General features: G+C 63.2%; 12 protein-coding genes, 1 tRNA gene and 1 pseudogene. 5 read left to right on the top strand and 9 right to left on the bottom strand.

All coding sequences use genetic code 11. The annotated features are described in order from the left end of the window. Positions 1 to 78: 78 nt before the first annotated feature. The 3 genes from ASE88_RS03125 to ASE88_RS03115 are packed head-to-tail and all read right to left on the bottom strand — an operon-like array spanning position 79 to position 3,530. Complete coding sequence (locus ASE88_RS03125) at positions 79 to 882, bottom strand: SDR family NAD(P)-dependent oxidoreductase (RefSeq protein ID WP_056475345.1); 804 nt, start codon at positions 880 to 882, stop codon at positions 79 to 81. 28 nt (positions 883 to 910) lie between these two features. Continuing rightward, positions 911 to 2,746, bottom strand: coding sequence for a glycoside hydrolase family 15 protein (locus ASE88_RS03120; RefSeq protein WP_056475343.1), 1,836 nt, complete (start codon positions 2,744 to 2,746; stop codon positions 911 to 913). Further along, on the bottom strand, positions 2,739 to 3,530 hold the full coding sequence (locus ASE88_RS03115; RefSeq protein WP_056475339.1) for a glucose 1-dehydrogenase: 792 nt from the start codon (positions 3,528 to 3,530) through the stop codon (positions 2,739 to 2,741). Before ASE88_RS03115 ends, ASE88_RS03120 begins: the two co-directional genes overlap by 8 nt. 178 nt (positions 3,531 to 3,708) lie before the next feature. On the opposite strand from ASE88_RS03115, the gene ASE88_RS18685 reads away from it, so the two are divergent. Then, positions 3,709 to 3,864, top strand: a complete 156-nt coding sequence (locus ASE88_RS18685) for a hypothetical protein (protein ID WP_156348206.1) — start codon at positions 3,709 to 3,711, stop codon at positions 3,862 to 3,864. A gap of 9 nt (positions 3,865 to 3,873) precedes the next feature. Here the strand turns inward: ASE88_RS18685 and ASE88_RS03110 are convergent, their stop codons facing one another. Continuing rightward, a complete protein-coding gene (locus ASE88_RS03110; RefSeq protein WP_056475335.1) occupies positions 3,874 to 4,134 on the bottom strand; it encodes a hypothetical protein in 261 nt (86 codons plus the stop codon). Positions 4,135 to 4,258: 124 nt separating this feature from the next. On the opposite strand from ASE88_RS03110, the gene ASE88_RS03105 reads away from it, so the two are divergent. Continuing rightward, a tRNA-Ser gene (locus tag ASE88_RS03105) sits at positions 4,259 to 4,348 on the top strand. Between the two features lie 421 nt (positions 4,349 to 4,769). Here ASE88_RS03105 and ASE88_RS19765 read toward each other — a convergent pair. Further along, positions 4,770 to 4,991 (bottom strand): annotated as a pseudogene (locus ASE88_RS19765) (glutathione S-transferase N-terminal domain-containing protein); the annotation flags it as partial. A gap of 69 nt (positions 4,992 to 5,060) precedes the next feature. Here ASE88_RS19765 and ASE88_RS18125 point away from each other — a divergent pair. After that, positions 5,061 to 5,264: a DUF5818 domain-containing protein gene (locus ASE88_RS18125; RefSeq protein ID WP_082463257.1), complete on the top strand. Its 204-nt coding sequence runs from the start codon at positions 5,061 to 5,063 to the stop codon at positions 5,262 to 5,264. A gap of 152 nt (positions 5,265 to 5,416) precedes the next feature. Beyond that, complete coding sequence (locus tag ASE88_RS03090; protein WP_055875899.1) at positions 5,417 to 5,920, top strand: MucR family transcriptional regulator; 504 nt, start codon at positions 5,417 to 5,419, stop codon at positions 5,918 to 5,920. A 67-nt stretch (positions 5,921 to 5,987) separates the two neighbouring features. Here the strand turns inward: ASE88_RS03090 and poxB are convergent, their stop codons facing one another. Beyond that, positions 5,988 to 7,709: a ubiquinone-dependent pyruvate dehydrogenase gene (gene poxB / locus ASE88_RS03085; RefSeq protein WP_056475329.1), complete on the bottom strand. Its 1,722-nt coding sequence runs from the start codon at positions 7,707 to 7,709 to the stop codon at positions 5,988 to 5,990. Positions 7,710 to 8,054: 345 nt separating this feature from the next. Between poxB and ASE88_RS03080 the strand changes: the two genes are divergently transcribed. Next, entirely contained in the window at positions 8,055 to 10,466 is a 2,412-nt protein-coding gene (locus ASE88_RS03080; protein ID WP_200910135.1) for a TonB-dependent receptor, read from the top strand. Positions 10,467 to 10,493: 27 nt separating this feature from the next. On the opposite strand, the gene ASE88_RS03075 is transcribed toward ASE88_RS03080, so the two are convergent. Genes ASE88_RS03075 through metG form a run of 3 tightly spaced genes read right to left on the bottom strand, consistent with a single transcriptional unit; the run spans position 10,494 to position 13,593 of the window. Beyond that, positions 10,494 to 11,258 (bottom strand): MBL fold metallo-hydrolase, encoded by a 765-nt coding sequence (locus ASE88_RS03075; protein ID WP_056475323.1) that lies wholly within the window; start codon positions 11,256 to 11,258, stop codon positions 10,494 to 10,496. Then, positions 11,255 to 12,046, bottom strand: coding sequence for a TatD family hydrolase (locus ASE88_RS03070; protein ID WP_055875890.1), 792 nt, complete (start codon positions 12,044 to 12,046; stop codon positions 11,255 to 11,257). The genes ASE88_RS03075 and ASE88_RS03070 overlap by 4 nt, the downstream gene beginning before the upstream one ends. Then, positions 12,046 to 13,593, bottom strand: coding sequence for a methionine--tRNA ligase (gene metG, locus ASE88_RS03065; protein ID WP_056475320.1), 1,548 nt, complete (start codon positions 13,591 to 13,593; stop codon positions 12,046 to 12,048). The genes ASE88_RS03070 and metG overlap by 1 nt, the downstream gene beginning before the upstream one ends. Between the last annotated feature and the right edge of the window lie 33 nt (positions 13,594 to 13,626).

Below are 13,626 nucleotides of genomic sequence, written 5' to 3'. Positions count from 1 at the left end.
GGGGGGGGGGGCGGGGTTGCAGACGATTTCGTCTAAGATCCCCGCCCCCCGCCTCCGCCGGTAATCAGATACGCGTGCTCAGCCCGCGACTGTCATGACCGAGCCGGAATCCACCCGGATATTCGCACCGTTGATGAAGCTGGCGCGCTCCGAGCACAGGAACACAATCGCCGACGCGACCTCTTCCGCCTTGCCACGGCGCTTGAGGGTCATCGCTGGGCGCTCCTCCTCGAGAAACGTCTCGATCGCCTCGTCGAAACTCGTGCCTTTCTCATCGGCGCGTTTCCGCATCATCTTGTCGGTCATCGGCGTGGCGATGAAGGCGGGCGCTACGGTGTTCACCAGCACGTTGTCGCAGCCATACGCCTTCGATAGCCCCTTAGACAGGCTCGAAATGCCTGCCTTAGAGGCGCAATACGCAAGCTCATCCACATAAGGCTGAACCGCGTCTTCGGAGCTCATGAGCACGATGCGGCCCCATTTGTTTGCGCGCATCGCCGGGATCGCCTCGCGACACACGCGCACCGCGCCCATCAAATTAATGTTGAGCGTCGACTGCCAACCCCCATCATCGACATCGAGGAAATCGCCGGTCGCGCCCGTCACGCCTGCACAATTGACGAGGATGTCGGGTTCGCCGAGTTGCGCCCGGACTTTGGCGAATAGGGTCGTCACGTCGTCCAGCTTGTTGAGGTCCGCCTCGACCGAGATCACCTCGCCATGCACCTTCAGGTCCTCGACGCTGGAGTCGAGATCACCGCCCGGCTGGTCGGTGATCGCGACCCGAACACCTTCCTGCAATAGCAGCCGGGCGGTTTCCTTGCCCATGCCGCTGTCCGCGCCGGTTACGAGCGCGATCTTGCCTGCGATATCGAGATTCATGATGCCGTCCTTTCGGTGGTGATGAAAATCATGCCCATTCCCGCGGACCGTCGCGGTCGAGCGCGCGATCGAGGTAGAAGGCGGCGCTGATCAGCGCGAGGTGGCTGAAGCCTTGCGGGAAATTGCCGAGGAAGCTGCCGTCCTGTGCGATCTCCTCGGCGAAGAGACCGACATGGTTGGCGTGCGCGAGCAGCTTTTCGAAGTTCAGCCGCGCCTCGTCGAGCCGCCCCGCCCGCGCGAGGCATTCGACATACCAGAACGAACAGGCGACGAACGTCCCCTCCTGCCCCGGCAAGCCGTCGTCGATCCGATACCGATAGACCTGCCCGTCATCAGATAGGTCATCGCCGATCGCCTTCAGTGTCGCGAGCCACTTCGGATCGGTCGCGCCGATGAAGCGGACCAGTGGCATCATCAGCAACGCGCCATCGACTGCCTTGTCCTCGGGTGCATCGCCAAGCGCGCGGACGAAACGGCCGAGGTCGTCGTTCCAGAAATTGGCCCAGATATCGTCATGGATCGCGGTCCGAACTTCCGACCAGCGTACCAGCGGCCCGGGCAACGAGCGCTTCTGCGCCAGCCGCACAGCGCGATCGACTGCAACCCAACTCATCAACCGCGAATGAAGATAATGCTTCTTCGGTCCGCGGACTTCCCAGATGCCTGAATCCGGCGTCGCCCACGTCTTGCAAATCTGATCGACGATCCGAGAGATCGCGACCCAGGAATCGTGCGCGATCGGCTCGCCATACTTGCTGCCGAGATAGGTCGCGTCGAGCAGCGCGCCATAGATGTCATGTTGCGTCTGATCCTTCGCCTCGTTGCCCACGACGATCGGTGACGCACCCTCGAAACCCGCTAGGTCGAGCTTGCGTTCATCCGCGATCTCGCCGCCGTCGAGTGCGTACATCACCCCAATATGGCCCTGCGAACAGGCCTGCGCGCGGTCCATCGCCCAGTGAAGGAAGCCGACGGCCTCACCCTGATAGCCCAGCCGCAGCAAGGCGTAGACAGTGAACGACGAGTCGCGGATCCACGTCGCCCGGTAATCCCAATTACGGACACCACCAGGCGCTTCAGGCAGACCGAATGTAGCCGCTGCGGCGATCGAACCATGCTTGCGAGAAGTGAGCAATTTGAGTGCCATCGCGGAACGCTCAACGGTTTCGCGCCAGCGCCCCCGATAGAGCGACTTGCGGCTCCACGTGCGCCAATAGGCAATGTCCTTCTCGACGACGGCATCAAGCGCAGCGGTGTCAAGCGAGACGTCGTCAGGATTGCTCAAGACCAGCGAAACGGTGTCACCTTCGTTGAGATATATGTCGGCGGTGAGGTCGTAGCCGTCGGCGACGAGCGTACCCGGGCCGTGGAGCGCCAACGCCAATCCGCTCTCATGATCGAACCGGCCACGCGAGACGTTCTCGCCATTCGCGGTGACCGACGCCGTCCGGCCCACGACGCCATAGTCGAACCGCGGCGCGCATCTGACATGGATCCTGGCTGATCCGCGCGTGCAGGTCAGTCGGCGGATCACGCGCGATGGTGTGTCATCCGCCGAGTCCCCAACCGGCATCAGATCGACCAGGTCGACGCTGGCCGCGTTTGCCATCCAGCGGGTGAGCAAGATGTTGGTCTCCGGTAGATACATCTGGACGATGTTCGCATCGGAGAGGTCGGGCTCGACCGCGAAGTGCCCGCCTTTCTTGCCGTCGAGCAGGCGCGCGAAGACCGACGCGCTGTCGAGACAAGGCCAGCAGAGATAGTCGATCGTTCCCGCCGTATCGATCAGCGCGATCGTCTCCAGGTTGCCGATCGTGCCGTGATCCGCGATCAAGATCCGGGGCTCCACCACCCGCTCAGCCATTGTCACGAAAGCCGGGATAGAGCGACATGCCGCCATCGATCGTCAGCGTCGATCCGACGATATAATCCGCCGCGTCCGAGACGAGGAACAGCGCAGCGCGCGCCACGTCCTCCGGGTCGCCGATGCGGCCATATGGGATCAGCTCGAGCAGCTTGTCCTGATCTGCGGTCACGTCGGCATTGATCTCGGTCGCGATCGCGCCAGGGGCGATGCCGTTCACGCGGATGCGGTCTCCGGCAACCTCCTGCGCAAGCGTCCGCATGAGCATCCCGCTGCCACCTTTCGATGCCGCATAGTTGGCATGGCCTGCCCAGGGGATAACCTCGTGCACCGAACTCATGAACAGGATCTTTCCGATCGATCGGCTGATGCCGCGGTCGCCCTGCTTACGGAACCGGCGCACGGCTTCGCGCGCGACGAGGAACTGCCCCGTCAGGTTGACGTCGATGACGCGCTTCCAGTCCTCCAGTGTCAGGTCGGCAAACGCTGCGTCCTTCTGCATGCCGGCATTGGCGAACACAATGTCGACGCCGCCGAATCGCTCTGTCGTGTCGTTGAAGAGCTTCAATACCGCCGCCTCGTCCGACGTATCCGCCTCGCAGGCGAACGCCTCACCGCCTGCGTGTTCTATCGCCTCGACCACTTCGCGCGCTTTGTCGGCGCTGCTGTTATAGTTGACGGCAACCTTCGCACCCGCCTTGGCAAAGGCGATGGCGGAGGCGCGGCCAAGACCCGAACTTGCGCCGGTGACGATCGCGGCCTGGCCCGTCAGGTCGTTGTGCATAGCTGGTCTTTCGCTGGGGAACAGTGCCGCCTCAACGCGCCCAGCGAACACTTTCTCCCTCGGCGCTCGACGCAAAAGACGTCACCCCGGTGCACAACTCAGGTTTTTTCACGCGGTCGCCAATCTTTGGTTAACGGTTCGCGGGCATGATGATCGGCATCGCAAGGGATGTGGATCGATGGCACGTCAACAGGATGTCTTCACGCTGGTCGGTAACCGGATGCGCATCGCGCCGACTCGGTTGGACCTGATGCCGACCGAGTTCGACCGGCCATCAATCTCCGACCTGATCTGTCGGATCGACCGCGCTCTTCAACAGCGCCGCGCCGCCTGATCACGCTTTCTAAGACCGGCCCGAGAATCCCATGAGGTGTGCATAGGCCTCTGCGGCTCGCCGCTCGTGCGCATTCTCGAACGCAACCGCTGGCGCCGGCGCTTCGCCGGTCGCTCGCAGCACCGCCCAAAGCGCAAATCGACGCCCGGGCTCCCGCTCGGTCCCGAACGCCAGCGACACCCGGTCCCGCCCGACTTCGAGCGCGTGGGGATCGAGCGTATCAATATCGGTCGTCCCGAAGAAATGCTGCGAGATCGAGTCTAGGTCCATTCGCGCGCTTTGCCGCGGGCGCGGTCCGCATGCAAATGGTTCGGCGGGTTCCTCATTCAGGACCGCCGACGGCAGGTGTTGCGATCATGCCGCGCACCGCCTAGATGCGCTCACCGACTGGCTTGGAAGAGTGTCCGAGTGGTTTAAGGAACTGGTCTTGAAAACCAGCGAGGGTGCAAGCCCTCCGTGGGTTCGAATCCCACCTCTTCCGCCAGCCCCGAGTGCGCGTGTCCGGCGCCGAACACACTAGGCCGGTCACTAGGCTGCCAAGGTGAGAGGCGGACCATCGCCTGCGCGAACAGTCGTGACCCGACAAACGCAGCTAGGCGGTGTTGCAGGTTCGCGAGCGCCAACTGGTCGAAATAGGCACTATCGGTTGCTACGAACTGCCGGACGAACGGCAGGATCGCGATATCGGTGAAACTCGGCCGACCGTCGATTGAGACGCCCTGCCCAGCATACCATGTCTCGAGCTGTTCCAGGATCGCAGTCGCCGCATCGCGATGTTCTATCGCGTCCTCGGGATACCGCTCAGCATATTTATAGCGATCGAGATGATGCTTGAACGCGGTATCATTGGTTGCGATCAAAGCTTCGGCCGAAGCGTCCAGGGTCTCGACGTTGCCACGCTGCGCATACGCCCAGCGCATAATGTCGAGGCTCTGATCGATCACTCGGCAGTTGGGCAGGATGAATACCGGCACCGTCGCTTTGGGCGAGACCGCGACCATTGCCGCCGGCTTCGCCCGCAGTGAGACCTCACGCAATTCGACCGACAGCCCGTTCGCGAGCAGCGCGAGGCGCGCGCGCATCGCATAGGGGCAGCGGCGAAAGCTGTAGAGGATGGGGAGCGACATCCGTATTCCCTAGCTGATCACCCCGTCCATGTCCGGTGATCTTGTCAGCATGTCATGCGTTACCGCTTAATGACCATCACACCCACGCCAATCGATGAAACCGGAACGCTGATCCGTGAGGACGGTGCGTTCGTATTGCAGCGCGATGATGGGGGCAGATACCAACTTCAATTGGCACGCGTCCCGGTCGATCATGTTCATAAGCGCGTGCGTATAATCGGCGTCGCCATAACAGCGGATCTGGTCAGCGTTGATGGTGTATCGAACGCCTGACACAGTGATCGGCCGACAGACTAACGCGCACTTATGCAAGAAGAATATTGTCAAAGATGTCATCTCTTCGCGGGTTTTCATTTCGATGCGCACGTTGTAGTCACCCCCGCGCCGGGGGGCCGTAGAGACAAGGACTGAGTGTGACCGATACAATGAATGCCGTGGAACTGGCCGCGGAACTGACCGCAGCCTGGCTCGCAAACCCGAACACTCGCACGTCGGCCGACGACGTCCCGGCGTTTCTGCTCTCGATGCATGCCGCCGTGGTCAAGCTGACCAACGGCGAGGACAGCGATGCAGAGACGGCACCAGCGCAGAGCTATGAGCCTGCCGTCACGGCGCGCAAATCGCTCGCGTCGCCCGATCACATCATCTCGATGCTGGACGGCAAGAAGTACAAGACGCTGCGCCGCCACCTCACCACTAACGGACTGACGCCCGAGCAGTATCGCGAGCGGTTCAACCTCAAGGCAGACTATCCGATGGTCGCCGCGAACTATTCCGAAGCGCGACGCGCGATGGCGAAGTCGATCGGTCTGGGTCGCAAGGCCGGCAGCACGGTCGAGAAGGCTGGGGACGCCGTGGGCAAGACTGTCCGCAAGAGCGGGAAGGCCGCGCTCGACGCTGCCAAGAAGACGCTCGGCAACGAAGAGTAAGCAAGACTGGGGAGGGTCGACGACCTTCCCCACCTTCCCCGCTGGCTCTGTGCAGTCGCCGCACCACCTACCGTAAATTGGTCCGCGCGAGTTCGATCACCTCGTCGCCGCGACCGTTGAGGATCGCCTTTGCCATATACAGGCTGAAGCCTTTCGCTTGCTCGGCCTTGATCGACGGCGGCATCAGCAGTTCATAAGATGCGGTCTTCACCGAAACCAGCGCCGGTCCGTCATGCGCGAAAGCCCGTCGCAGCGATTCCTCGAGATCCGCGGACTCGGTGACATTGATACCCAGGATACCAGAGGCCTGCGCGATCATCGCGAAATCCGGATTCTCCAACTTCACGTTCACGTCGAGAAACCCGCCGGCCTTCTGTTCGAGCGCGACGAACCCAAGTTCGCCGTTATCGACGATCACGATCTTCACCGGGAGGTTGAGCTGTTTCAACGTCAACAGGTCACCCATCGACATCGCGAACCCCCCATCGCCCGATAGCGAGATGACCTGACGCGCGGGATACGCTGCCTGTGCGCCGATCGCCTGCGGCAGTGCGTTCGCCATCGATCCATGATTGGCCGAGAAAAGCAGCCTGCGTCTGCCGTTGACGGTGATGTAGCGACACGCCCAGGCGGTCGGCGTGCCGACATCGGCGGAGATGACCGCATCGTCCGCGGCCACATCGCTCAAGACCTTTGCCAGATACTGCGGATGGATCGGGCGCCCCGGCTTTGACGGCGTCGCGAGGTCGTCGAGGCCCTTGCGGGCGCTGGCATAATGGCTGCGCGCCGCATCGATAAATTTGCGATCGGTCCTTCGCGTCAGCCGAGGCAGTACCGCCGCGAGCGTCTCCCCGACATCGCCGACGATGCCGAGCGTGAGCGCCGCGCGTTTCCCGAGTTGCGATGGATCACGGTCGACCTGGACGATCTTTGCGCCCTTCGGATAGAAGTTGCGATACGGAAAGTCGGTGCCGAGCATCAGCAGTAGCTCGCCGTTTTCCATCGCCTGATAACCCGATGCAAAGCCGATCAGACCGGTCATGCCGACGTCGAACGGGTTGTCCCACTCGACATGCTCCTTGCCGCGCAGCGCGTGGACCACCGGCGCGCCGAGCGTGTCCGCCAGCGCCACGACGGCATCATGCTGTCCTGCACAGCCCGCGCCGGCCAGGATCGTGACCGTTCTGGCCTCGTCGAGCAAGGTTACCAGCGTGTCGATATCGTCAGCATTCGGTACGATCCGCGGCGCATTCAGCCGAGGGAACATCCCGGTCGCTCCCTTCGGCGCATCGAGCAGCGCGACGTCGCCGGGCACCACGATCACCGCGACACCGCGTTTGCCGATCGCGGCGCGCATCGCCCGGTGCATCACCTCCGGCATCTGTGCCGGGTTGGTAACAAGCTCGACGAAGTGGCTGCATTCGCAGAACAGTTCTTGCGGATGCGTCTCTTGGAAATACCCAAGGCCGATTTCGGACGACGGGATATGCGCGGCGATAGCCAGTACCGGGACATGGTTACGATGACAGTCGAACAGACCATTGATAAGGTGCAGATTGCCCGGGCCGCAACTGCCTGCGCATACCGCGAGTTCGCCGGTCAGCGACGCTTCAGCGCCTGCTGCAAACGCCGCGACTTCCTCGTGGCGGGTCATCATCCAGTCGATGCGACCCATCTTTCGCAGCGTCTCGTTCAAACCGTTGAGGCTATCACCGGTGACGCCCCAGATTCGCTTTACACCGGCGTCGGCCAGCGTGAGTGCCATGATGTCGGCGATCGTTTGAGCCATTGCGCGTTCGTTCCCATGTGATGATCCGCCCCCGTGATGCCCCGTCGAAACTTCCGCGACTGTGCGTCGTCGGGCCCATGCGGTATTGACCAATGCAAAGCGTCGCCGACGCAATCGGTTCCGTGCCGGCCCAGAACCGACCTGCCTCAAGGCGCGCAGCTTTGCTGGCGCCATGTCCGGTGTTGCGGAACGGACACGCCGGAGCCGCCAAATCCGCCTGGCGAAAGGGACCGGCCCGGAATTAACTGATCGACATCGAACCGTCATTGAAACGTCGCTGCCTGGTAACCTGGCGCGCCGATGGGGCTCTGAGAGCGTTGCGTCATGGCAGCGCGGGGGACCAACATGAACCGTCTATCCGGCCTTTTCGCCAGTGTCGCCGTGCTCGCGATCGCCGCACCCGCCGTCGCACAGACCGCCCCGGACACGTCTGCTTCGGTCGCGCAGGCGGACCAGCCTTTGCCAGGCGGTGGCGCCGATGCGTCGCCGGATAGCCCTGCTGACATCGTCGTGCTTGGCTTCGGCCAGAGCCGTCAGGTGCAGAGCGTCAGCGCGGTCGATCTCGCACGGCTCACCCCCGGTTCCAGCCCGTTAAAGGCGATCGAGAAGCTACCCGGCGTCAATTTCCAGGCGTCCGATCCGTTCGGCGCCTATGAATGGGCGGTCCGCATTTCGTTGCGCGGGTTCAACCAGAACCAGCTCGGCTTCACGCTCGACGGCGTCCCGCTCGGCGACATGAGCTATGGCAACGTCAACGGCCTCCACATCAGCCGCGCGATCATCTCCGAGAACGTCGCCCGTACCGAAGTCGCGCAGGGGGCCGGCGCCCTCGGCACCGCCTCGACCAGCAATCTCGGCGGCACGATCCAGTTCTTCAGCGACAAGCCGCGCGACACCGCGAACGTCACCGGCGGCGGCACCTATGGGTCGGACAATACCTATCGCGGCTATGCCCGGCTCGACAGCGGCGATCTCGGCGGCGGCCTCAAGGGCTATCTCAGCTATGGCTACCTGACGACCGACAAATGGAAGGGCGACGGCGTCCAGCGTCAGCATCAGGCGAACGGGAAGATCGTCAAGGACCTTGGTGCGTTCGGCAGCCTGTCGGCTTTCCTCAATTTCTCCGATCGTCGCGAGCAGGACTACCAGGATCTCAGCTACGACATCATCCGTCGTCGCGGGCTGCGCAACGACAATATCGCTGCCAATTATCCGCTCGCACTGCAGATCGCGAAGACCTACCAGAACCAGGGCGCGCTGGCGACCTACACCAGGGCCAACAACGGCTCGTCGGTCGGTTTCGCCGCACCGTGGGCGGGCATCGGCACGACCTTTCCAACGGGGTTCGGTACGGTCGACGATGCGTATTTCGATGCCGGTGGAGTGCGCCGCGACTATCTTGGCGGGGTCACGCTGAACGCCAACCTCACGCCCGAATTGACGATGGTCACGACCGGCTATTATCATGACAACAAGGGCCAAGGGTCATGGATCACGCCCTATTCGCCGACGCCGGTAGGGGCGCTGGACCAGGATGGCAGTGCGATCACGGCAGCGAGCCCGCTTGGCTTCCGGACGACCGAATATAGCATCAAGCGCGGTGGTGCGCTCAGCAACATCGCCTATGAGACGGGCGCGAACACCTTCGAGGTGGGTGGCTGGCTCGAAACCAACACCTTCACGCAGGCACGTCGCTTCTACGGGATGACGGACAGCGCCGCGCCCAACCGCGACGTGCTGAAGTTCCAGAAGAACGCCTATGCAACGCAGTGGGACGGCAAGTACGGCACTGACACGATGCAGTATCATGTCGAGGATACGCTGAAGCTGGCGGGTGATCGGCTGATCGTCAACGCCGGGTGGAAGGGGGCGTATGTCGTCAACAGTGCGACGATGCTGCCCGATACGACCGCGCCGCTATCCGTCGGCCGCATCTCAGCAAAGGACTGGTTCCAGCCACAGGCGGGCATCCTGTTCAAGCTGACTCCCGCAGCGGAAATCTTTGCGGACTATACCGAGAACATGCGCGCCTTCGTCTCGTCGGCAACGACCGGGCCGTTCGCGGCGACCCAGGCCGGCTTCAACGCGGTTCGCGGCCGCCTAAAACCCGAGCGTTCGAAGACCGCGGAGGGCGGCGTACGCCTGCATAGCGGACCGTTCCAGGCCTCGGCGGTCGGCTATTATGTCGACTTCTCGAACCGACTGCTCGCCTTCGCGAACGGCGTCGGCATCCTCGGCAATGCGCCGACGCTCAACAATGCCGGCAGCGTGCGGACCTACGGCGCCGAAGTCTCGGCCAACTACCGCGTGTTCCGGCCACTTTCGCTGTTCGCCAGCTATTCCTACACCAACGCCGAATATCAGGACACGGTCACCGACGCCTCTGGATTGGTCCAGGTCCGCAGGGGCGACACCGTGGTCGATACGCCCACGCACATGGTCAAGGGTGAGATCGTGCTCGAACAGTCCGGCTTCACCGGCCGGGTCGGGGCGGATTACATGAGCAAGCGCTACTTCACCTATCGCAACGACCAGTCGGTGCCGAGCCGCGTGCTGGTCGACGCCAGCATCGGCTACCGGTTCGACGGCGAAGGCGCACTGCACGGCGTCGCGATCGAGGGCAGCGTCACCAACCTGACCGACAAGAAATATATTGCGACGATCGGCTCGAACGGCTTCACCGCCAGCGGTGACAACCAGACGCTGCTCGCTGGCGCACCACGGCAGTTCTTCGTCTCGCTGAAAAAGGGTTTCTGACGCACCGCTGGGGCTCACCGTCAAGCCTCAGGCGGTGAGCACCAGTCCGTCATAACCGGGTTCGACCCGCGCCGGCAGCTCTGCGCAGAGAGAGGCATAGTCCATGCTCTGGTCCATGTGGATCAGCGCGGCGCGTTTGGGCGCCAGGCGATCGACCCAGGCGAGGACGGCCGGCAATTCCATATGGGTCGGATGCGGTCGCCGGCGCAACGCATCGACGACCCAGACGTCCAAGCCTTCATACAGAATAGCCATATCATCGGTCATCATGTTGAAATCGGTCGCGTATCCGATTGAACGGCCATCCGCCTCGAACCGCAGTCCGGCTGCCTGCGTGTTGCCATGCGGCTGGTCGGTGACACGAATATCGATCCCGCCAATCGTTAGTCGATCGGGCAAGGGCTCCCCGGCGATCGTTGGCGGATACCCTGCCCGGCCGTTAAAGGCATAGGCGAAACGCGCGTCCAGCGCCGCCAGCGTCGCGGGGCGCGCGTACCCACGCACCGGCGTTCCCGTTGCGTGATATAGTTGCCGCAGATCGTCGATGCCGTGGCAATGATCGGCATGGTCGTGCGTCCAGATCACCGCATCGACCCGGTCGATATCCGCCGCGAGCAACTGCTCGCGCATGTCAGGGCTGGTGTCGATCAGGATCCGCGTGCCGTCATGCTCGACCAGCGCGGAGGCGCGCGTGCGACGGTTGCGCGGCTCGCCCGGGTCGCAGTCGCCCCAATCATTGCCGATCCTCGGCACGCCGGAGGATGTGCCGGAGCCGAGAATCGTGATCTTCATACGACCGCCCCGGACACCCTCGTCTTGGCGAACAGCGTGTGGAAGTTCTCCGCGGTACGACGCGACAAATCCTCGACATTCTCCCCGCGCAGGTCGGCGAGAAACTTGGCGGTGTCGGCGACGAAGCCAGGTTCGCCCGTCTTGCCACGATGCGGTACCGGCGCGAGGAACGGCGCATCGGTCTCGATCAGCAGGCGGTTGATCGGCAGGCGCGCCGCGGTCTCCTGGAGGTCGCGCGCGTTCTTGAACGTCACGATCCCCGATATCGAGATATAAAGCCCCATATCCAACGCCTTGTTGGCGAAAGCTCCACTCGCCGTGAAGCAGTGGATGACGCCGGGATAGGCCCCCTTCCCCATTTCTTCGGCCATGATCGCCGCGGTATCGTCCTCGGCATCGCGCGTGTGGACGACGATCGGCAACCCGGTCTCGCGCGACGCCGCGATGTGCGCACGGAAGCTTGCCTGCTGGCGTGCGCGGTCCGAGGTATCGCGGAAATAGTCGAGGCCACTCTCGCCGAGACCGACCACGCGCGGATGTCGTGCGCGCGCGATCAGTTTGGCCGCGTCGACGTCGGGATAGGTGTCGGCCTCGTTCGGGTGGATGCCGATCGTCGCCCAGACGTCTGGCTCACGTTCGGCGGTCGCGACGATATCGTCCCACTCGCTCTCGCGCGTCGAGATGTTGAGCATCGCGGTCACACCACGCGCCCGGGCGCGCTCGAGTACCGCCTGCTGGTCCTCGACAAGGCCCTTGTAGTTCAGATGGCAATGGCTGTCGGCGAGCATCAGGCCTCCGCGGGCATTTCGAGACGGGGAAATACGGGCGATGGGGGGGCGATCCGGAAGCCCGATGCCGCAGTCCGGTCGTACCAGCCGTCATCGTCGATCGCCGCATGGTCGCGCTCGGTCGCGCCGATCTGATCGAGGACCTTGCCCGCGGACTCCGGCACGACCGGCAGGATCGCGATCGCCAGCATGCGGATCGCGCGAACCAGCGTGCGGAGCACCGCGTGCATCCGCTCGGGATCGGTCTTGCGCAACGCCCAGGGGGCCTGCGCGTCGATATACTGGTTGCACGCGAACACGCCGCGCATCCACGCCTCGATGCCTTGCGACAGCGCGAGATCGGTGAAGCCCGACTTCAACCCGGCGCAGGCGACGACGACCTCTTCGATCAGCATCCCGTCGGCGTCCTGAGCATCACCAGCCGTGGGAAACTCACCGCTCAGGTTCTTGGCGATAAACGACAACGTCCGCTGCGCGAGGTTGCCGAAGCTGTTCGCCAGCTCGGCATTTACCCGCATCACGATCGCCTCGGGCGAATAGCTGCCGTCCTGGCCGAAGCTGACCTCGCGGAGGAAGAAATAGCGCAGCGCGTCGACGCCGAACGCATCCGCCAGCGCCATCGGGTCGACGACGTTACCGACCGATTTCGACATCTTCTCGCCACGCGTCAGCAGGAAGCCATGGCCGAACACGCTTTTCGGCAAGGGAATCCCTGCCGACAGCAGGAACGCCGGCCAGTAGACCGCGTGAAAGCGGACGATGTCCTTGCCGATCAGATGGATATCCGCCGGCCAGTATTTCGCCTTGTCGCCGGTCATGTCGGGATAACCGATCCCGGTCAGATAGTTGGTGAGCGCATCGACCCAGACATACATGACGTGTCCCGGGCTGCCGGGCACCGGCACGCCCCAGTCGAAGCTGGTGCGTGAGACCGACAGATCCTTCAGCCCGCCCTCGACGAAGCGCATCACCTCGTTGCGACGGCTCTCGGGGCGGATGAAATCGGGGTTGGCGGCGAAGAGGTCGAGCAACGGCTGCTGATATTTCGACAGGCGGAAGAACCAGGTCTCCTCGGCGGTCCATTCGACAGGCGTACCCTGCGGCGAGCGGCGATCATCGCCCTCCCCGGTCAGTTCGGATTCGTCGTAGAACGCCTCGTCGCGGACCGAATACCAGCCTTCGTACCGATCAAGATACAGGTCGCCGGCGTCCGCCATCGCCTGCCAGATCGCGGCGCTCGCGGCGTAGTGATCCTCGTCGACGGTGCGGATGAAACGGTCGTACGAGATGCCAAAACGATCCGCCATCTCATGGAAATAGGACGACATTTCGTTAGCAAGGTCGCGCACCGGGATATCGCGCTCGCGCGCGGTCTGGACCATCTTGAGGCCATGCTCGTCGGTGCCGGTCTGGAACAGCACGTCGCACCCGGCCTGACGCTGGAAGCGCGCGATCGCATCCGCGGCGACCATCTCGTACGCGTGGCCGATATGCGGACGGCCGTTGGGATAGTGGATTGCGGTGGTGATATAGAAAGGGTCGGCCATGCCGCGCTCCTAGAGCATCGGCCCGATCAGGTG

The organism is Sphingomonas sp. Leaf38 (assembly GCF_001421825.1).
In the GTDB taxonomy this organism is placed as follows: Bacteria; Pseudomonadota; Alphaproteobacteria; order Sphingomonadales; family Sphingomonadaceae; genus Sphingomonas.
Note: the sequence above shows the minus strand (reverse complement) of the source record. Positions and strands in the feature narration are given on the sequence as shown.

Excerpts from the sequence above, each read along its gene's own strand:
- ASE88_RS03125 (WP_056475345.1), bottom strand. The coding sequence starts at position 882 with ATGAATCTCGATATCGCAGGCAAGATCGCGCTCGTAACCGGCGCGGAC.
- ASE88_RS03120 (WP_056475343.1), bottom strand. The coding sequence starts at position 2,746 with ATGGCTGAGCGGGTGGTGGAGCCCCGGATCTTGATCGCGGATCACGGC.
- ASE88_RS03115 (WP_056475339.1), bottom strand. The coding sequence starts at position 3,530 with ATGCACAACGACCTGACGGGCCAGGCCGCGATCGTCACCGGCGCAAGT.
- ASE88_RS18685 (WP_156348206.1), top strand. The coding sequence starts at position 3,709 with ATGGCACGTCAACAGGATGTCTTCACGCTGGTCGGTAACCGGATGCGC.
- ASE88_RS03110 (WP_056475335.1), bottom strand. The coding sequence starts at position 4,134 with ATGGACCTAGACTCGATCTCGCAGCATTTCTTCGGGACGACCGATATT.
- ASE88_RS18125 (WP_082463257.1), top strand. The coding sequence starts at position 5,061 with ATGACCATCACACCCACGCCAATCGATGAAACCGGAACGCTGATCCGT.
- ASE88_RS03090 (WP_055875899.1), top strand. The coding sequence starts at position 5,417 with ATGAATGCCGTGGAACTGGCCGCGGAACTGACCGCAGCCTGGCTCGCA.
- poxB (WP_056475329.1), bottom strand. The coding sequence starts at position 7,709 with ATGGCTCAAACGATCGCCGACATCATGGCACTCACGCTGGCCGACGCC.
- ASE88_RS03080 (WP_200910135.1), top strand. The coding sequence starts at position 8,055 with ATGAACCGTCTATCCGGCCTTTTCGCCAGTGTCGCCGTGCTCGCGATC.
- ASE88_RS03075 (WP_056475323.1), bottom strand. The coding sequence starts at position 11,258 with ATGAAGATCACGATTCTCGGCTCCGGCACATCCTCCGGCGTGCCGAGG.
- ASE88_RS03070 (WP_055875890.1), bottom strand. The coding sequence starts at position 12,046 with ATGCTCGCCGACAGCCATTGCCATCTGAACTACAAGGGCCTTGTCGAG.
- metG (WP_056475320.1), bottom strand. The coding sequence starts at position 13,593 with ATGGCCGACCCTTTCTATATCACCACCGCAATCCACTATCCCAACGGC.